Annotated in this window: 20 protein-coding genes; 13 read left to right on the forward strand and 7 right to left on the reverse strand. The window is 66.0% G+C overall.

Annotated features, from left to right (window positions below; genetic code table 11):
- The first annotated feature begins 59 nt into the window (after positions 1-59).
- The 11 genes from AB0876_RS02885 to AB0876_RS02935 all read left to right on the forward strand — a co-directional run bounded on the left by AB0876_RS02885 (position 60) and on the right by AB0876_RS02935 (position 11677).
- A complete protein-coding gene (locus AB0876_RS02885; RefSeq protein WP_055117395.1) occupies positions 60-1232 on the forward strand; it encodes an LLM class flavin-dependent oxidoreductase in 1173 nt (390 codons plus the stop codon).
- Positions 1229-3073, forward strand: coding sequence for a flavin-containing monooxygenase (locus AB0876_RS02890; protein ID WP_491837489.1), 1845 nt, complete (start codon positions 1229-1231; stop codon positions 3071-3073). Before AB0876_RS02885 ends, AB0876_RS02890 begins: the two co-directional genes overlap by 4 nt.
- Positions 3070-3912 (forward strand): TauD/TfdA dioxygenase family protein, encoded by an 843-nt coding sequence (locus AB0876_RS02895; protein WP_491837490.1) that lies wholly within the window; start codon positions 3070-3072, stop codon positions 3910-3912. Before AB0876_RS02890 ends, AB0876_RS02895 begins: the two co-directional genes overlap by 4 nt.
- Entirely contained in the window at positions 3909-4829 is a 921-nt protein-coding gene (locus tag AB0876_RS02900; protein ID WP_526041149.1) for an SDR family NAD(P)-dependent oxidoreductase, read from the forward strand. Before AB0876_RS02895 ends, AB0876_RS02900 begins: the two co-directional genes overlap by 4 nt.
- Positions 4826-5965 carry a CaiB/BaiF CoA transferase family protein gene (locus tag AB0876_RS02905; protein ID WP_526041150.1) on the forward strand — a complete coding sequence of 380 codons (1140 nt, stop codon included), beginning with the start codon at positions 4826-4828 and terminating at the stop codon, positions 5963-5965. Before AB0876_RS02900 ends, AB0876_RS02905 begins: the two co-directional genes overlap by 4 nt.
- 11 nt (positions 5966-5976) lie before the next feature.
- The gene (locus AB0876_RS02910; protein ID WP_526041151.1) at positions 5977-7131 is read left to right on the forward strand and encodes an acyl-CoA dehydrogenase family protein; all 1155 of its coding nucleotides are present in this window, start codon (positions 5977-5979) and stop codon (positions 7129-7131) included.
- Between the two features lie 5 nt (positions 7132-7136).
- Complete coding sequence (locus AB0876_RS02915) at positions 7137-8060, forward strand: acyl-CoA dehydrogenase family protein (protein WP_491837564.1); 924 nt, start codon at positions 7137-7139, stop codon at positions 8058-8060.
- Positions 8057-9220, forward strand: coding sequence for an acyl-CoA dehydrogenase family protein (locus AB0876_RS02920; protein WP_526041152.1), 1164 nt, complete (start codon positions 8057-8059; stop codon positions 9218-9220). The genes AB0876_RS02915 and AB0876_RS02920 overlap by 4 nt, the downstream gene beginning before the upstream one ends.
- A complete protein-coding gene (locus tag AB0876_RS02925) occupies positions 9220-10254 on the forward strand; it encodes an acyl-CoA dehydrogenase family protein (protein WP_526041153.1) in 1035 nt (344 codons plus the stop codon). Before AB0876_RS02920 ends, AB0876_RS02925 begins: the two co-directional genes overlap by 1 nt.
- 18 nt (positions 10255-10272) lie before the next feature.
- Complete coding sequence (locus tag AB0876_RS02930) at positions 10273-10833, forward strand: hypothetical protein (protein WP_526041154.1); 561 nt, start codon at positions 10273-10275, stop codon at positions 10831-10833.
- A 70-nt stretch (positions 10834-10903) separates the two neighbouring features.
- Entirely contained in the window at positions 10904-11677 is a 774-nt protein-coding gene (locus tag AB0876_RS02935; RefSeq protein ID WP_526041155.1) for a VOC family protein, read from the forward strand.
- Here the strand turns inward: AB0876_RS02935 and AB0876_RS02940 are convergent.
- On the reverse strand, positions 11652-12104 hold the full coding sequence (locus tag AB0876_RS02940) for a cupin domain-containing protein (protein WP_491837498.1): 453 nt from the start codon (positions 12102-12104) through the stop codon (positions 11652-11654). The genes AB0876_RS02935 and AB0876_RS02940 overlap by 26 nt on opposite strands.
- 19 nt (positions 12105-12123) lie before the next feature.
- On the opposite strand from AB0876_RS02940, the gene AB0876_RS02945 reads away from it, so the two are divergent.
- Positions 12124-12561, forward strand: coding sequence for a hypothetical protein (locus AB0876_RS02945; RefSeq protein WP_526041156.1), 438 nt, complete (start codon positions 12124-12126; stop codon positions 12559-12561).
- The gene (locus AB0876_RS02950; RefSeq protein ID WP_491837500.1) at positions 12561-13166 is read left to right on the forward strand and encodes a GNAT family N-acetyltransferase; all 606 of its coding nucleotides are present in this window, start codon (positions 12561-12563) and stop codon (positions 13164-13166) included. The genes AB0876_RS02945 and AB0876_RS02950 overlap by 1 nt, the downstream gene beginning before the upstream one ends.
- Here the strand turns inward: AB0876_RS02950 and AB0876_RS02955 are convergent.
- The 6 genes from AB0876_RS02955 to AB0876_RS02980 form a co-directional block, all read right to left on the reverse strand.
- Positions 13163-13612 (reverse strand): Hsp20/alpha crystallin family protein, encoded by a 450-nt coding sequence (locus AB0876_RS02955; RefSeq protein WP_064881352.1) that lies wholly within the window; start codon positions 13610-13612, stop codon positions 13163-13165. The two genes, AB0876_RS02950 and AB0876_RS02955, sit on opposite strands and share 4 nt — an antisense overlap.
- Positions 13613-14003: 391 nt before the next feature.
- Positions 14004-14873, reverse strand: coding sequence for a winged helix-turn-helix transcriptional regulator (locus AB0876_RS02960; protein WP_491837565.1), 870 nt, complete (start codon positions 14871-14873; stop codon positions 14004-14006).
- 34 nt (positions 14874-14907) lie between these two features.
- Complete coding sequence (locus AB0876_RS02965) at positions 14908-16359, reverse strand: carotenoid oxygenase family protein (RefSeq protein WP_526041157.1); 1452 nt, start codon at positions 16357-16359, stop codon at positions 14908-14910.
- The gene (locus AB0876_RS02970; RefSeq protein WP_526041158.1) at positions 16356-17570 is read right to left on the reverse strand and encodes an acetyl-CoA acetyltransferase; all 1215 of its coding nucleotides are present in this window, start codon (positions 17568-17570) and stop codon (positions 16356-16358) included. Before AB0876_RS02970 ends, AB0876_RS02965 begins: the two co-directional genes overlap by 4 nt.
- 113 nt (positions 17571-17683) lie before the next feature.
- Entirely contained in the window at positions 17684-17920 is a 237-nt protein-coding gene (locus tag AB0876_RS02975; protein ID WP_491837503.1) for a hypothetical protein, read from the reverse strand.
- A gap of 382 nt (positions 17921-18302) precedes the next feature.
- Positions 18303-19016 carry a DUF1326 domain-containing protein gene (locus AB0876_RS02980; RefSeq protein ID WP_526041159.1) on the reverse strand — a complete coding sequence of 238 codons (714 nt, stop codon included), beginning with the start codon at positions 19014-19016 and terminating at the stop codon, positions 18303-18305.
- Positions 19017-19064 lie beyond the last annotated feature (48 nt).

Here is a 19064-nt window from a genome sequence, read left to right on the forward strand (position 1 = left end):
TGCATCCAGTAACGCCCAGCGTTACCAGACGCACCCAAATCGCCGAGTAAGGAGACGCAATGAAAGTAAATTTGGGTACCGGGGCGCAGAACTCCCACGACTGGGAGCGCGTGCTCGCCGGTGACTTCAGCACCCCGCCGGCCACGCCGGACTACAAGTGCGTGCAAGCCGCGCTGGCCCTCGGTGATCTGGCCGAGCCGCTCGGCTTCGACGGGATCTGGTTCCCCGAGCACCACGGCACGCCATACGGCATGACGCCCAACCCGATCCAGGCCCTGACGTATTTCGCCGGACGCACCGAGCGGGTCAGCCTGGGCACCTTCGTGGCGGTGGTGCCGTGGTGGAACCCGATCCGGTTGGCCACCCAGATCGCCTACCTGGACATCGTGTCCAACGGTCGTTACACCACGATCGGCCTGGGCCGCGGGGTGTCGAAGGGTGAGTTCGCCGCGGTCGGTGTACCGCGTGAGGAGAGCCGCGACCGCTTCAACGAGACACTGGACATCCTCAAACTGGCGTTCTCAGGTGAGCGGTTCTCCTACGAGGGCAAGATCTTCAGCTTCCCGGAGATGTCGCTGCGGCCCGAGCCGATCAGCACCGACCTGTTCGACCGCATCTACAGCTCGTCCTCGACGGCCGAGTCGCTGGAGATCCTGTCCCGGCGTGGCATGGTTCCGTTGTTCGTCGGCAACAAGCCGATCACCGACGCGGGCGAAGAGGTGCGCAAGGTCAACACCTTCCGCGCCGAAGAAGGCCTGGGGCCCTGTCAGCCGAAGAACGTGATGTTCATGTACTGCGTGGGCTCCGAGGACGAAGTGGCCCAGACCGAGGAGTGGATCTGGACCGCCAACCGCGACGTCAACGTGCACTACGGCTTCGCCGATGCGTCGAACTTCAAGGGCGTCAAGGGCTATGAGGCCTACGCCGCCCGCGAGGCCAGCGCCACTGCTGTGCTCGCCTCGGAGGTCGGTAACCAGAAGAAGGGCGGCCCGCCCGGATACCACGCCTCCAACCTGCTGATCGGCACGCCCGAGACGGTGTTCGAGAAGCTCAAGGCCGCGCAGGAGGCCTGCTCGTTCTGCGAGGTCACCATCGTTCCGCAGTTCGGCACGATGCCGTACGAGAAGGCGATGGAGTCCACCAAGCTGTTCGCCGCCGAGGTGCTGCCCGCGGTGCACGATATGCCGGCCCCGCTGCACGCCGCCGCGCTGCCCGAGAAGGCCAACGCATGACGGAAACAACGTGTGGTCCCACCGACACTCCCGCCGATTTCGACATCGACGCGATCCGGGAGAAGTACGCGGCCGAGCGGGCCAAGCGGCTGCGGCCCGAAGGTGGTGACCAGTACCTGGAACTGGAAGGCGAGTTCGCCGAGTTCTACGAGGTAGACCCGTACACAACGGTGGCCGAACGGGATCCGGTCAGTGAGGACTCCGACGTCGTCATCCTCGGTGGCGGCTTCGCGGGCCTGCTGGCCGGGGCGTACCTGAAGAAGGCGGGCGTCGAGGGTATCCGCGTCATCGAGATGGCCGGCGACTTCGGCGGGGTCTGGTACTGGAACCGCTTCCCGGGAATCCAGTGCGACAACGACGCCTACTGCTACATCCCGCTGCTCGAAGAACTCGACTTCATGCCGAGCAAGAAGTTCGCCGACGGTGCCGAGATCTTCCAGCACTGCCGCAACATCGGCAAGCACTTCGGCCTGTACGACGGTGCCCTGTTCTCCACCCAGGTGCGCGACATGCGGTGGAACGACGCGACGCAGCGCTGGCAGATCAGCACCGACCGGGGAGACGACATCCGGGCCCGCTTCGTCGTGATGGCGCAGGGCTCCTACAACCGGCCGAAGCTCCCGGGCGTCCCCGGCATCAAGGACTTCACGGGACACGTATTCCATTCCGCACGCTGGGATTACGACTACACCGGCGGCGACGCTGACGGCGGCCTGCACAAGCTGGCCGACAAGCGCGTCGCCCTGGTCGGCACCGGTGCGACGGGCATCCAGTTGGTGCCGCACCTCGGCCGCGACGCCGAGCAGTTGTTCGTCTTCCAGCGGACCCCGTCGTCGGTCGATGCCCGCTCCAACCCGCCCACCGATCCGGCGTGGGCGGCGTCCCTGCAACCGGGCTGGCAGGAGGAGCGCAAGCGCAACTTCCACAACTGGTCGCCGTTCGTCGGTGTGGTGTTCGGCGAACCAGACCTGGTGTGCGACTTCTGGACCGAGCTCGGGCGCAACCTGACCGCCCGGATCGCGGCCAGCGAGAACCCCGCCGAAGTGACCATCGAGCAGATCATGGCCTTCCGGGAAGAGGAAGACTTCAAGATCATGGAGCGGCTGCGTCGTCTGGTCGCCGAGATCGTCGAGGATCCCGGTACTGCCGAGGCGCTCAAGCCGTACTACCGCTTCATGTGCAAGCGACCGACATCCAGTGAGCACTATCTGTCCACGTTCAACCGCCCCAACGTGACGCTCGTCGACGTCTCGGCATCCAAGGGTGTGGAACGGCTGACCGAGAAGGGCATCGTCGCCGACGGCGTCGAATACGAGGTCGACTGCGTCATTTTCGCGAGCGGCTTCGAGATCTCCACCGAGATCAGCCGCCGGTTCGCGATCGAGAGCATCGTGGGTCGCGACGGACTGTCGCTGTTCGACTACTGGCAGAACGACTACAAGACCCTGCACGGGATGACCAGCCGCGGATTCCCCAACCAGTTCTTCATGGGCTTCATCCAGGGCGGCGTGTCGGCCAACACCACGGCGATGTTTGAACAGCAAGCCAAGCACATCGCCTACATCATCGCCGAGGCGCAGAACCGGGGCGCCACCACGGTCGAGCCCAGCCAGGAGGGCCAGGACACGTGGGTCGCGACGGTCCGCGAACTGGCGATCGACAATTCGGCGTTCGAACTGTCGTGCACGCCCGGCTACTACAACAACGAGGGCCGCGGTGGAGCGGAACGCAACGGTGCCTTCCTGGGTGATTTCTACTCGCCAGGTTTCTATGCCTTCGATGAGCTGATCGCCGACTGGCGGGACAAGGGCGACCTCGAGGGATTAGAGCTCACCTCATGACCACGTCCACAGCTCTGCAGACCCGGGACATCAAGCCCCGCATCGGAACCGAGATCATTGCCGACAAGGCCACGCTGCTATCGGGTGAACATGCCGGGCGGATCCGGGAACTGCTCGAGCAGCGCGGGGTGCTGGTGTTCCCGCAGATCGGGTTCAGCGACGACGAGCAGATCGCGTTCACCGAGACTCTCGGCACGTTCGCTCCCGAGCACCAAGGCGAGAAGCTCTACAAAGTCTCCCTCGACACTGAGGTGAACAAGCAGGCCGACTACCTCAAGGGCTCGCTGTACTGGCACATCGACGGCACCATGAACGAGGTGCCGATCTTGGCCTCGCTGCTGCAGAGCGTGGCGCTCGGTAACCCGGAGGAAGGCGACACCGAGTTCTGCAACACCTATGCCGCCTACGACGACCTGTCCGACGAGGACAAGGCCGAGATCGAGGGCATGCGGGTGATGCATTCGGCGTGGAACACGCTGTTCTACTACGACCCGGAACCCACGGCAAAGACCCTGCGCCGCATGATGGCGATCGGTGACCGGGAACTGCCGTTGGTTTGGACCCATCAGTCCGGTCGCAAGTCACTGGTACTGGGTGCCACCGCACGACACATCGTCGACACCGACGGCCCGATCGACTTCCGCAAAAGCGCCGAACTGCTGGTGCGGCTGCGGGATTGGGCCACCCAACCCGACTTCACCTACCGGCACAAATGGACCGTCGGTGACCTGGTGATCTGGGACAACACCGGAACCATGCACCGGGCCACCCCTTATGACCCGACGTCAGGCCGGCTGCTGCAGCGGACCAAGCTCGAGGGCGAGGAGCCCTTCGCTTGAGCACTCTGAGATTCGACGATCGCGTCGCCGTCATCACCGGCGCCGGCCGGGGGCTGGGCCGCGAATACGCCCTGCTCCTGGCCTCGAAGGGCGCGAAGGTCGTCGTCAACGACCCCGGCGGCAGCCTCACCGGAGACGGTGCCGACACCGCACCGGCGCAGCAGGTGGCCGACGAAATCGTCTCGGCCGGTGGAGAAGCCATTGCCGTCACCGCTTCGGTGGCCACCGCTGAAGGCGGTCAGGCCATCATCGACGCGACCATCGAGCGCTTCGGCCGCATCGACATCCTGATCCACAACGCCGGCACGGTGCGCCGGGGCTCACTGAAGGAACTCACCTACGACGATTTCGAAGCCGTGCTCGACGTGCACCTGCGCGGTGCGTTCCACGTTGTGCGCCCGGCTTTTCCGCTCATGTGCCAGGCCGGGTACGGCCGCGTGGTGCTGACCTCGTCGATCGGCGGGCTGTATGGCAACCATCAGGTGGCCAACTACGCTGCGGCCAAGGCCGGGATCCTCGGGCTGTGCAACGTGGTGGCACTGGAAGGTGCCGCCGAAGGTGTGTTGTGCAATGCGATCGTTCCGGGCGCGGTGACCCGAATGGCCGAGGGCCTGGATACCTCGGCCTACCCGCCGATGGGCGCGGACCTCGTGGCCCCCGCAGTGGGCTGGCTGGCCCACGAAACGTGTTCGGTCACCGGCGAGTTCTTCGTGGCGATCGCCGGGCGGATGGCCCGGGCCGTCGTCGCCGAATCGCCGGGGGTGTACCAGCCGTCGTGGACCGTCGAGGAGGTCGGCGAGCAGATCGACCGCATCCGTGACATGGGTGAACCGGTGATCTTCCCGGTCGTTCCCGACGGGCACGCCGACCACATTCGCTACAGCTTCGGACGCGCAGCAGAGGGAGCCCGATCATGAGAACCGGTCCATTGCAAGGGGTTCGGGTCGTCGACCTCACCGCCATGGTGATGGGGCCGTACTGCACGCAGATCATGGCCGACATGGGTGCCGACGTGATCAAGGTCGAGACGCCGGCCGGCGACAACACCCGATACATCTCGGTGGGGCCGGCCCCCGGCATGAGCGGGGTGTTCGTCAACGTCAACCGTGGCAAGCGCAGTGTGGTGCTGGATCTGCGGTCGGAGCAGGGCAAGGTGGACCTGCGGGCGTTGATCGCCGACGCCGACGTGTTCATCCACTCGATGCGCGCCAAGGCCATCAGCAAGCTCGGCTTCGGCTACGACGACGTGGCCGCGATCAACCCGGGCATCGTCTACACCAACTGCTACGGGTACGGCCGCCGCGGCCCGGATGCCGACCGGCCTGCCTACGACGACACCATCCAGGCCGAATGCGGATTGCCTGCGGTGCAACAGCAATTGACCGGCGAGGCCTCCTACGTGGGCACCATCATGGCCGACAAGGTGGCCGGGTTGACCGCCTTGTATGCGACGACGATGGCGCTGTTCCACCGGGAGCGCACCGGCGAGGGCCAGGAGGTGGAGGTCAGCATGTTCGAGACCATGGCCTCCTTCATGCTGGTCGAACATGCCAACGGCGCCATGTTCGACCCTCCGCTGGGTCCTGCGGTGTACCCGCGGGCGGTCACCCCGAACCGCAGGCCGTATGAGACCAAGGACGGTCACATCGCGGCGCTGATCTACAACGACAAGCACTGGAATGCGTTCATAGAGCGGGTGCAACCGGCCTGGGACAGCCACGAGTACGCGACGCTGGAGCAGCGCGCCCGCCAGATCGACACGGTGTACGGGCTGCTGGCAGGCACTCTGAAGGAGCGCACCACCGCGGAGTGGCTGGACCTGTTCGCGGAGTTGGAGATTCCGGCGGCTCCCATGCTCACGCCGGATGAGCTCTTCGACAACGAGCATCTCAACGCGGTCGGACTGTTCGAAACCGTCGACACCCCGCACGGCCGGGTGCGCATGCCTGGTGTGCCCACGTGGTTCTCCCGTACCCCGGGACACATCGCCGGGTATGCACCGGAACTGGGCGCGGACACCGCCGAGGTGCTCGCTGAACTCGGTCCGCGATAGAAAGGCCAGGAGTGGATTTCGACTTTGGTGAGGCGACCGACGCGCTACGCGGTGAGCTGCGGGAGCTGATCGCCGACCAGGTGCCCGCCGACTTCCTCGGCGCGTTCACCGACGACCCTGCCGATCTGGCGGTGGCCCAGCAGTTCTGCCGGACGCTGGCGCAGCAGCATCTGCTGTGCATGTCGTGGCCGAAGGAGTTCGGCGGCGGCGACGCCTCGGTGTGGGAACAGACCGTGGTGCGCGAGGAGATGTGGGCGCACCACGAACCACGCGGGGCCCAGTACATGGGCGTCAACTGGGTCGGGCCGATCATCATGCGGCACGGCAGCGAAGAACAGCAGCGCAGACACCTGCCGCCGATCGCCAATGGTGAAGTGATCTGGTGCCAGGGCTTTTCCGAGCCAGAGGCCGGCTCCGATCTGGCCTCGCTGCGCACCTTCGCCCGCCGGGAGGACGACGGCTGGCGGGTCAACGGTCAGAAGATCTGGACCTCGTACGCCACCATGGCGCAGTGGATCTTCCTGCTGGCTCGCACCTCCAAGGGGGAGAAGAAGCAACAGGGCATGACGATCTTCCTGGTGCCGATGGATTCCCCGGGGATCACGGTGCGCCCGATTCGCACGATGATGGGCCCGCACCATCTGAACGAGGTGTTCTTCGATGATCTCAAGGTGACCGAGGCCGATGTGTTGGGCACCGTGGATCAGGGCTGGTCGATCGTGCAGGACGTGGTGTCCTTCGAGCGCGTCGGTATCGCCCGCTACGCGCGTTGTGAGCGGCTGCTGCAGGCCGCGCCTGAGGTGCTCGGCGACAAATGGGAACAGCTGCCCGCCGAGCTGCGGGGCCGGTGGACCCGGATGCTCACGCACTGCCGCCGGGCCCGGCTGATGGCCTACCGGGTGGTGTCGATGCAGGCGACCGGGCGGGTGAATCCCGGTGACTCCGCGGCATATCGGATCGCGGTCACCAGGCTGGATCAGGAGAGTGCCGAGGTGCTCATGGAGATAGCGGCCGCACTGCCGCGGGGTGAGGACAGCCGCATCGAATACTTCCGTGCCGAGGTCGAGGACCACTGGCGGTACTCGCAGGCATCCACGGTGTCCTCGGGCAGCATCGAGATGCAGCGCATCCTGCTGTCGCGCACCATGCTGGCCGGAAAGGCGTGACGGCGATGATTCTCGATCTCAGTGATGACGCCAAAGAATATGGCCGCCAGGCTCTCAAGGCATTCGAAGCCGCCGGCGGCGATCAGCTGCTGGCCCAGGCCGACGCCAAACCCGATACCCGCGCCGACCTGACCACCCCCGTGCTGGAAAGCCTCGGCGCTTTCGAGTTGGAGCCGCGCAGCGATGCGGACTCGTTGGAGGCCGCGGCTGCCTTGTGCCGCAGTGCGGGCTATTGGGCGCTGCCGTATCCGGTGGCCGAGCGGCTTTCGCGCCCGGCAAACCTCGACGTCGACGGCCTGGTCATCGTCGATCCCGACGCGCCCGAGGCGGCGTTGCAGGGCTTGGACAACCGTTGGGCCACTGTCACATTGGATGGTCGGCGCAGCACCGTGACCAAGACAGGTGCGTCAGGTCCGTCGTTCGCCACCGCACTGGAACTGTCGGCGCTGGACGACGCGGGCACCACAGATGTCGCCCTGGCCCTGGTGCTGCCGTCGTGGACGCTACTCGGCATGCTGGATCGGGCCATCGACCTGACCATCGCGCATGTCAGTCTGCGCAAGCAGTTCGGTCAGCCGCTTTCGGCCTTCCAAAGTGTGCAGTTCCAGCTGACCGACGCCGAAGTGGAGCGCAGCGGTGCCGACATGCTGGCCAAACACGCACTGTGGAGCCTGGGCATCCACCCCGCAGACGAGGCCATCAACGACGCACTGGCTCTGCGACTGGCCACGATCGAGGCGGCCGAGGTGGTGTTCCGGGTATGCCACCAACTGCACGGAGCCGTCGGCTTCTGCGACGAGACCGTACTGTCCTGGCTGTCGCGCTACAGTCAGCCGTTGCGCCGCTTGCCATTCGGGGTCTCCAAGACCCGCGATACCCTCACCGCCCGGCTCGGCCGGCGCGGACTCACCGGGTTGTTCTCGTCATGACCGACCTCGATGATTTCCGCGCCACAGTAAAGGACTGGTGCGCACTCCACGTCCCGAAGGACTGGCGCCCCAACCAGACCGGCGTCGGCGACGACGAATTCGTGTCCTTCCAGAAATCCTGGTTCGCCGAGCTGCACACCGCCGGATACGCTGTGCCGCACTGGCCTGCCGAATGGGGCGGCGGTATGTCCGTGCCTCAACAGATCGTGCTGTACCAGGAACTGGCCGCCCACGATGCGCCCCGCCTGGTGCTGGCGTTCGTCGGCATCCACCACGCCGCTTCCACACTGCTGGCCGCGGGCACCGACGCGCAGCGCAGGAGGCACCTGCCTGCCATTCTCGACGGCGAGATCTGGGTTCAGGGTTTCTCCGAGCCGGAAGCCGGATCCGATCTCGCGGCGTTACGCACCACGGCCAGAGCTGATGGCGACAACTTCATCGTCAACGGCCAGAAGCTTTGGGCCAGTGGCGCGATGCACGCCGACTGGTGCCTGCTGCTGGCCCGCACCGATCCGGACGCACCCAAGCGGCACGGCATCTCCTACTTCCTGATGGACATGACCACACCCGGCATCGATGTGCGGCCGATTCGAAATGCCGTGGGGGATTCGCATTTCTGCGAGATCTTCCTCAACGACGTGGCCGTGCCCGCGGCCAATCTGATCGGCCCGGTGAACAAGGGTTGGCAGGTGGCCCAGGCCACGCTCGGTGCCGAGCGCGGTATGACCATGCTCGAGCTGTCCGAACGGCTGGGCAATGCGGGCTTCAACTGGCTGCTCGAAGCTGCCCCTGTCGACGATCCGGTGGTGGCAGATCGGCTGGCGCAGTTCGAGATCGAGCTCTCCGGCTTGCGCGGGCTGTGCCGGGATCTGGTGGAGCGCACCGAAGCAGGGAAGGCCGGACCGGCCGACGCCTCGATCGTGAAGCTCTACTACAGCGAATTGTTGCAGCGGATGACGGGTTTCGGTGCGGAGATCGGCGGCCTGGCCGCCCACACCGTGCTGACCAAACCGGCTTCCAGCGGGTGGGAGTCGGGATCCTGGATGCTCGATTTCATCGGATCGTGGGAATGGACCATCCCCGGCGGCGCCAGCGAGATCCAGCGCACCATCATCGGTGAGCGCGGTCTGGGCCTGCCTCGAGAACCGAGTGCGGTGTGATGAGCGAATTTTCTGAGATCCATGACGAGCTGCGTTCGGTAGCAGCCGATCTGCTGGCCAAGGACACCATCGACTGGCCGCTGCTGGTCTCGGCGGGCTGGGTCGGGCTGGATACGCCGGAGGATGCCGGTGGTGCGGGCGCCACGTTCGCCGAGGTCGCGGTGATCTGCGAGGAGCTCGGTCGGGCCGCCGCGGCCACCGGTTACCTGGGCGGTGCCGTGCTGGCCATCGGTGCCCTGAATGCGTTGCACCCCAATGAATCGCGCGATGCACTGCTCAAGGCGGTGGTGTCCGGAAGTATCCGGGCCGCGATCGCGCTGCCCGGAGCAGGCGATTCGGCGCCCTTCGAATTGGCCACCACCCGGCTGGGCTGGCGCATCCACGGCAGTGCCGCGTTTGTGCCGGACGCTGCCGGAGCCCAGCGGCTGCTTCTGCCTGCCCGTGACGCCGATGGCGTTGCGGTGCTCGTCGACGTCGCCGCAGACTCACCCGGGCTGACGGTCACCGAGCAACCGGTGCTCGACGAGACCCACAGGCTTGTTACCGTGACGGCCGAGGGTGTCGAGGTCGACGAGGACGCGGTCTGGCATTTCGATGGTGATCCCGACGCCGGCTTGGACGCACTCACCGACCGGGCCGCGCTCGCGGTCGCCTGCGACAGTCTCGGTGTCGCGGAGGCCATGCTCGAAACCACGGTGTCCTACACCGGGGTTCGCCAACAGTTCGGTCGTCCGATCGGCTCGTTCCAGGCCGTCAAACACGCCTGCGCCGACATGCTGGTGCAGATCTCGGTGGCCCGACAACTCGTCGGGTCCGCCATCGCATCACCCGATCCCCGCGCGGTTTCCATGGCCAAGGCGTACACGACCGAGGCCGCTGTCGAGGTGGCCGGCAAGGCCATGCAGTTGCACGGCGGCATCGGCTACACCTGGGAGAGCGGGGTGCACGTCTACCTCAAGCGGGCAGCGCTCAACCGTTCGCTCTACGGCTCGCCCGCCGAGCACCGCGCCAAGGTCGCGCAGCGTTATCGGTGAGCTGCGTACAGTAGCTGCGTGCGGGTAGGCGCGGGGTTATCAGCGATTGTCGGCGTATTCTTCTGCGGTCTGGTCGCTTCCGGGTTTCTGCTGATCGACTACTACCGGCTGCGTCCGTTTCTGCTCCACCCGGTGATCTTCGGCGTCGCAGGTTGCGCGGCCCTGGCGATTGCCTGGGGGCTGGGAATTCGTCAGCCGGTGCTCAAATGGCTGGGCGTGGTGCTGATCGTTGTGATCGGAGTGGTGTGGGGCGGCATGGCGTGGTTTGCGATGTTGCTTGCCGGCGGCGCACGTGGGGAAGAGAGCCAACGGCTCCCGTCACCGAACGGTGACATGGAGTTGGTCGTGTTCAGCGGCGGCGGGATCACGATCGACCCGATCACGTCGGTGAAGGTGCACACCCACAACGGTCTGCTGTCGCGGGAGAATTATCTGGGTTGCGTCAACGGCGACCGTGACGGGCTCAAAGAAGTCGAGTGGACGGGTCCGAGGACGGTGCGGGTCGAGCTGTTGCGGGGTGGGCCGACCACCATCACGCTGGACGACCGAGGTCGGCCGGATCAGACGATCAGCTGTTGAACCGGCGATGAGTTTTCCGCGCGGCAGTGGTCAGACCTAGCGACTGTCCATTCCGTGAAGGAGAAATATCGTGGTTACCCGTCAGAGCGCCCCGCTGGGCGCCCCCAATTGGATCGACCTGGCCACGTCCGACCTTGAGCGTGCCCAGCAGTTCTACGGTGCGGTGTTCGGGTGGACGTTCGAAACCGGCGGCCCCGAGTACGGCGGCTATGTCACCGCGGCGGTCGACGGTCAGGTGGTCGCCGGGCTGATGCGCAACGATCCGCAGTGGAACGCACCCGATGCCTGGACCACCTATCTGCACACCGCCGATGCCGATGCCACGGTGGCGGCGACGATCGCTGCGGGCGGGAGCAATTGCGGTGGCGTGATGGACATTCCGGCCAAGGGTCGGATGGCGATGATGACCGATACCGCGAACGGGTTTTTCGGCATCTGGCAGCCTGCCGGGCACGACGGCTTCGCCCTGTTCAACGAGGCCGGCGCACCGGTGTATCACCAGCTGACCACCAGCGACTACGCCAAGGCGCTGGACTTCTACCGGACGGTGTTCGGCTGGACCACCCAGGTCGTGTCGGATACCGATGAGTTCCGTTACAGCACGGCATCATTCGATGGTGAGGAGTTGGTCGGTGTGATGGACGGTTCCGCGTTCATTCCCGAAGGCGCGCCGTCGGCGTGGACCACGTTCTTCGGATCCGACGACGTGGACAAGACGATCGAGCTGGTAATCGCCAACGGTGGTTCAGTGGTGCGCGCAGCCGAGGACACCCCATACGGGCGGCTGGCCGCGGTGGCCGATCCGACCGGGGCCGGCTTCAATCTGTCGTCGCTGCAGGGCTGAGCGCGAAGTCGGCGAAGTCGAAGCCCGGCACCACCACGCAACTGACCAGGGCGGGCTCGTCGTCGCGGGGCTTTGCGCGCTGCCAGTGGCCGGGCGGCACCAGCAGTTGCGGGTGCTGCCCGGCTTCGATGTCCGGACCCAGCAGGCGCGTGCCCGCCGCGTTCCGGTCCGCACCGATCTCGAGGATCAGCGGGCTGCCCCGATGGTGGAACCACAGCTCGGCGCTGCGGACGGTGTGCCAGGCCGACTGTTGGCCGGGCATCAGCAGGAACAGGATCGCAGTGCCGGCGCTGCGGGGCCCGGAGTAGCCCGGCGGCAGCGAGGACTGGCTCACCGTCAGTTCGCTGCGCCACGTTTCTCGGTACCACCCGCCCTCGGGGTGCGGGGCGAGGTCGAGCCGTCTGGCCCAATCGGGAAGTTCGGTCACAACCGATAGTCTCGTCGTCATGGTTCGTCTGCGTCCAGGGTGGCGCATTGCCCCTGGGTGGCTGATCGCCCTCTGTGCTGCGGTCCTGGTGGTGGTCGCCTGGTTGCCGTGGCTGACCACCAGCGCCAACGGCGGCGGCCGGGCCAATGCGATCGGCGGGGCAGTGGGAAGCATCGTGCCGCCCAGCAGTTTCGGCGCCGGGCAGCTGATCGTTCTGTTGGGCGCCGGATTGATCGTGGCGGGGGCTATGGCCGGGCGAGGCCTGTCGCAGCGGTGGGCTTCGGCTGTGGGGCTGCTGATTTCGGTGGCTCTGGTGGCGTTGACGGTGTGGTACTACACGCTCAACGTCAAAGGCCTGGTGGCCGCGGGTTACGGGCTGTACGTCGGCGGTGCGATGGCGGTGCTTGCGGGGTTGTGTTCGGTGTGGTCCTTCCTGTCGACGTTAGGTGACCAGTGATGGGTGAATTCGTCACGCCGGTGGAGTTGACCGGGCAACGGTGGGTGACGTTGGAACCGTTGACGACCGAGCATGTCCCTGAGATCGACGCCGCGGCTGCGGACGGTGAGTTGGGTTCGCTCTGGTACACGATGACGCCGAAGCCCGGCGGTGCCGCCGAGTGGGTGCAGCGCATGTTCGAGTTGCGCGCTGCCGATCACGGCGTGACCTTCGTGGTCCGCAACTTCGACGGCGAGTTGGTGGGGTCTTCCAGCTACCTGCATGTCGACGGACCGAACCGGCGGCTGGAGATCGGGCACACCTGGTACACCGCCGCGGCCCGGCGCACCGGCATCAACGCCGAGACCAAGCTGTTGATGCTCGGGCATGCATTCGATGAGTTGAATTGTGTGGCAGTGGAATTCCGCACCCACTTCTTCAACTTCGCCAGCCGTGCGGCCATCGAACGGCTCGGTGCCAAGCTCGACGGCGTGTTGCGAAGCCAACAGCTGCTGCCGGACGGATCCCGCCGCGACACCGTGGTGTATTCGATCCTGGACATCGAATGGCCCGCTGCGCGGTCCAACCTGAAGTTCAGGCTGGACCGCCGCGGCGGGGGCAATTAGTCCGCGTCGACAGTGGTTGTTTCGATCGACTTGCGGTCGGCACCGTGGGCCACTGCGATCTTGCGGGGCCTGGCACGTTCAGCCATCGGGATGGTGACGGTGAGGACACCGTTCTCGTACGTGGCGGAGATCGCCGACGTATCGATCCCGTCGCCGAGCGACAACTGGCGTCGGAATTTGCCGAAGAACCGCTCATTGGTGAGCCACTGCGCGGATTCTTCCGAACGAGCGGTTCGATGCGCCGAGATGGTGAGTGTGCCGTTGTCGACGTTGACGTCCACCGAGCCCGGATCGACACCGGGAAGGTCGGCTGTCAGGACGTAGTGGTCGCCGATCTTGCATAGGTCCATCGGCATGAACCGGGGTGTACGCGTTGACCCTGAGTCACCTGACAGCAAACTTCTGGTCAACACATCAAGGTCGCTGAACGGATCAAAACGAAGCACAGTAATTCACCTCCCGTACCGTCTCAGAGCCCGCCACCCTGGCGGGCAACCAATCACTGTGCAGCGCCGATATTAGCACTCGATCCAGGAGAGTGCCAGAACTTTTTGGCGCGCGATTCTTCCTAGTTGATGCATTTCAGAGACGTTTATCGGCTGCGAAGCGCTCGTGATGGTGTGTACCGAGGCGAAAGGGTTGATGGTTTCGCCGTGGACTCGTCCGGAGGTGTGGCCGAGTGTTCGGGAGGCGCGAGCCGACGCCGCCCCACTGTCTGCCGCCACCGACCCTTGGCCGGTTCGGCCGAACCGGTAGCAACCTTGCCATCGGGAAACCTCGGGCCGGTGTGGGTCGCTGTTTCGCTTACCGGGGCCGCCCTGATGGTGGTGCTGGCCATCACGATTCGACGACGGACACTGCTGCGCCGGTGAGCCGTTCACTGCACTGATCGCACGTCAGCATCGGAGAAAAGGGATGCCTGTGGCCGGTGTGGGTGAGGAGCACCGCCGGGCCCTCGACGGCCGGGAACGACCGCTGCGCCCACGCCAGGGCTGTGACGAGAACGGGTAGGAAAGCGGCACCCTTCGGGGTCAGCCGGTATTGGCGGTCCTCGTCGGTGGTGGCGAGAATCCCGTTGGCCCGGAACGTCTGCAGCCGGTCAGCGAGCGACGCCGGCGACGCGGACAGCGCCCGTTGAAATTCGGAGAACCTGGTGGTGCCGGTGAAGGCGGCGACCAGGATGGCAAACGCCCAGCGGTTACCCAGCACGCTCATGGTCTGGGGGAACTGGCCGGAAGGGGAATCGCGCCGATCGCCCTCGGAGCGACGCCGCGTCGTGGCCCCCGGCAGCGACCGATCCCAGCCGCCGCTGGGCCCCCATACGGCGGTCACGTCGCCGGCAGTGGTCGGTGCATCGCAGCTGCCGCACGTCAGGACCGGGGTGAAATCGGCGCCGCACCGCAGATGCCGCATGGCAGGCAGGGATTCGCGGTGCTCGGGCACCCAGTGGCGTTCCCACTCCCAGATGGACAGCAGCACCGGCCACAGCGCCCGGCCACGGGCGGTGATCAGGTATTCGTCGCGCGGAGGCCGCTCCTGATAGCGGTGGCGTTGCAGCAGCCCGTTTTCTGTCAGAGACCCGAGGCGGCGGGTCAGCACCGAGTTGGAGATCGGCAGCCGGGTCCGGAATTCCCCGTAACGCGTGGCGCCGAGCAGGGCCTGCTGCATCACCAGCAGCGTCCATTCGTCGCCGACCAGAGCCAACATCTGCCCGACCGCGTTGGTGCCGCCGGACGGAGCGTCAGTCACGCACCAGCCATCGGCGCAGCTCGTCGCCCGGCGCCCAGGTGGAGTGGGTGCCGCTGGAAACCCGTTCCGGCAGAGCGAGTTTGCACACCGGCCCGTCGGGAACCCGGGCGGCATCGAACACCAGGCAGTAGGAGGCGTCGCCGTTCATGTCCGTGGTGATGGTGACCAGATAGCCGTCGTCCTCACCGGTGCTGCCCACCCGCGGCGCCATGGCGGTCTCGCTGCCGTACACGCCGTCGTCGAACGCATAGCGCTGTTCGGAGCCGGTGTGCAGATCGTGACGGACCAGCCCGTCGAAGAGGAACCAGCCCGGTTTCCCGGTGGCGGCGTAGGCGTAGCGGTAGTCACGCCCCGCGTGACGGGGATTGATCATGCCGAATTCGGTGATGCTGTCCGACAATTGCTCTTCGCGGGTCTGGCCGGTGACCAGATTGAACCGCCAGCGGTGCAGGCGGGTCTGCATCTTGTCCAGCGCCAGGGCCGGCGTCGCGTCGCCCTGGAAGAACCCGTCGAGCACGATCTCGTCGCCGTCCTCGTAGGCGTTGGTGAAATGCAGGACGTAGGTGGTGTCGGCCTCGAACCACTTGACGTCGCCGGCGGCGCCGCGACGGGGCAGGATCGCGAACCGGGACGGCAGGTCGCGGTGCAGCTTGGGCAGGTGCACGTTGCTCTTGAGGAACTTGGCGTCCCAGAACAACGGAAAGTCGTTGAGAATCACGTAGTTTTCGGTGAACGCCATGTCGTGGGGCAGGCGGGGTCCGGGCAGCTCGACGTCCACGTAGTGCACCAGGCGGTTGTCGGCATCCACCACGCCGTAGTGCATGTACGGCGCCTGCTTGCCATAGTTGAAGAACAGCAGTTCGCCGGTGGCGTCGTCGGCTTTGGGATGCGCCGAGACGCCCCACTCGGCGGGAAACGCCCCGCCCCAATCCTCCTTGCCCAGGGCATCGCCGGTGTACGGGTCGATGCGGTACAGGTCGCCGCACTGGTAGAAGCTGGTGAGCGCGACGCCACGGTGCACCGTCACGTCCGTGCTGGAGGCGTCCTTCATCAGCGTGCGCGCACCCCAGCCGTGGTCGCGTTTGGCCAGTTCGATCGGTTCGGCGATTCCCGGCCACAGCGGCCCGCCCGCCTCGATCTCGGCCAACAGTCCGTCGGTGGGGATGAACCTGTTGCGGTAGAACGCTTTTCCGTCCCGGAAGCCGACGATGTGCAGCATGCCGTCACCGTCGAACGGGTGGTACGTCTGTAACGCCGGATGCAGTGGGTTCTCGGTGTTGCGCAGGTAGACACCGTCGAGATCGGTCGGGATCTCACCGTCGATGACCCGCAGGTCGTCGGAATCCCATTCGGTGGTCTGTGGCCGCCACGCCCCGGTGCGGTACGGATGGTCGTCGTCCTCGGGCAGCGTGGACAGATACTTGGCCACAACCTCGGTGTTCATTGCGGGGCTCCTCCTACGACGAAGCTGACGGTGGTGGCGGTACTGCCACCGAAGTTCAAGGTGCCGAACGTCTTTGCGCCCTCGACCTGGTACGGGCCGGCGGTAGCGCTGACCTGCTTGGCGGCGTCGAGCAGCATCCGCACCCCGGACGCGCCAACCGGGTGCCCGCCGCCGATCAGCCCACCGCTGGGGTTGATCGGCAACCGCCCACCGATCTCGATCTCAGCGTTCTCGATGGCCTTCCAGGATTCGCCGGGGCCGGTCAGTCCGATGTGGTCGATGGCCAAGTACTCGCTGGGGGTGAAGCAGTCGTGCACCTCGAAACCGTCGACGTCGTCGAGTGTCACCCCGGCGCGGCCGAACGCGTCCAGCACGGCATGACGCACATGCGGCAGCAGATACGGATCTGCCGCACTGCGGTCGAGTTTCTGTTGCAGACCCAGACCGACGGTGCGGTGGCCCCAGCCCTCGATTCGGGCGATGGGGCGGACGTTCGGGTGTGCGCGCAGGTAGGCGTCGCTGACGAGTACCAGCCCTGCTCCGCCGTCGGTCATCTGACTGCAGTCGAACCGGCGCAGTCGTCCCTCCACGAGCGGATTGGTGGCGTCGTCATCCCCGACGGGATCGGGCACCGTCCAGTCCCGGGTCTGGGCGTGGGAGTTGGCCTTGGCGTTGCGGAAGTTCAGCGCGGCGATGGCGCGCAGATGTTCGGCGTTGAGGCCGTAGCGGCGGTCGTAGGCGTCGGCCACGTCGGAGAACATCGATGGCCAGACGAACCGGGCGTCCCCGGCCTCGTGGCCCGTCCATGCGGCGGCGCCGAGGTGCGCGGCGGCGGCGTCGCCGGGCACTGTCTTCTCCAGTTCCACCCCGATGACCAGGGCGCTGTCGTAGGCGCCCGAGCGCAGATCGGCAATAGCCGCCAGCGTCGCGACGCTGCCCGACGCGCACGCGGCCTCGTGTCGGGACGCCGGGGTTTCCCACAGGTCGGGGTGCACGGTCGCCGGCATGGCGCCGAGGTGGGCTTGCCCGGCGAACAGGTCGCCGAAGGCGTTTGCGACGTGGACGACGCCGATGCCGGCGGCGTCGATCCTGGCGCTGTTCAGCGTGTGATCGACAACCTCGCGGGTGAGTCCGGCGAAGTCGACCTCCTCACGGCTGAGATTGCGGGCGAAATCGCTCTGGTACCCACCGAGAATCCAGACGTCCTCCATGGCGGCGACGCTACTACAACTAAGAGAGTGACTACAGGCATTCAACGAGAAAACGCCGTGGCGGGAATCCAGGATCAGATTCCCGCCACGGCGTTACCCGTGGTTAAGTCGGCTCAGTCGTCCCAGCCGCCGTGGCCGTGTCCGTGGCCGCGGCCGTGCCAGCCCCTGTCCCAGCCGTTCCAACGGCCCCAGCCGGGACCCTCGACGCAGGCCTGCACGTAGCCGTACGGACCGGTCGCGCAGATGTCGGGACCGGCAGACGCCGGAGCGGCTGACGCCACGGCCACGCCCACCGGAATTGCCAGCGTGCCCAGCCCGATCGCCGCGACTTTCTTCAGTTTCGAACGCATCTTTCTCGCCTCCGGGTTGTTAGCTGTGTACGAGCTCAAGACCCCCGTCTGCAGATAACATTAGTGCATCTCACGATATTCCTGGGAATCGCCTGGAATGCCACGGTGCAGCCAATTTGCTCTCATCGAAGCCTTCCCGGTCAGAGCGTTGAATTCATTTGCCAAGGAAAATAGGGTTCCGTGGCGTCTTCCCGGAGTGTTGCCAGCCAACGTGTGTGACTCGCGTGCCAGGTGGTGCGACGAGCCGTGGCGACGAATTTTGCCCGTGCCGGGAACTGACCAGTCGATGATCCTGTCCGAACGGATTGAACTAGGGCGCGATGCGCCGTGACCCGGCGCCAGGCGGGAGCCGCTGCCTTCCCGCCCGGCGCCGGCGCGCGACTCAGCAGCCGCAGCTGCAGGAGGCTTGCGCTTCCGTCTTCGCCTCGCCCCCGTCCGCATCGTCAGACCCGGGGCGCCAGTCGAACGGGAAGTGCTTGCTCGAGGCGCCGGTGTGCTCGTGCGACCAGTCGAAGCCCACGGCGTGGTCTTCCTTGACCACACCCCAGGTTGCGACCTGGCCCGGGCCGACCTCGGCGCCCGGGGCGTTGGTGGTGGTCACCCGTCGGTTCGGATCGGCCGTCGGGCCGGTCAGGGCCTCCACTTTCAAGTCGACCTTGCCGGGAATCTCGGCCCGCCAGTAGGCGAGGTCGTCGGCGGCCTCGAAGCTGATCGGGGCGTATTCGATGCCGCGCAACTCCTCGATCAGGCTGCCGAACTCGGCCGGCCAACCGCCTTCCTTGCCGGTGAAGATCCGTTCGAGCGCATCTCGCTGGGCGGCGTCACCCTTCTCGTCGATGTAGAACATCAACTTCATCGTCGCGTTCGGGTCGCCGATCCACATGTTGCCGGCGAACTCGCCGAGGGCAATCACGCTGAGACCCGCCAAATCGGTGTCACCGTAATGCCCTTCGCGGACGTGCCACACCAAGGTGAACAGGCAATCGCCGTGCGTGGGCTCCTGGGCGAAGCTGCACGGGCAAGGCAACTTGCAGCTGCACACGTCGAACCATTCTCCGCGCAAATGCCAATCGACCTGCGTCGATGCAGTGGTCATCGATCCCGCTCCCTTCGTTGAATACCCCCAGGGGGTATCTGACACGGC

It is taken from the genome of Mycobacterium sp. NPDC049093 (assembly GCF_040704635.1).
In the GTDB taxonomy this organism is placed as follows: Bacteria; Actinomycetota; Actinomycetes; order Mycobacteriales; family Mycobacteriaceae; genus Mycobacterium.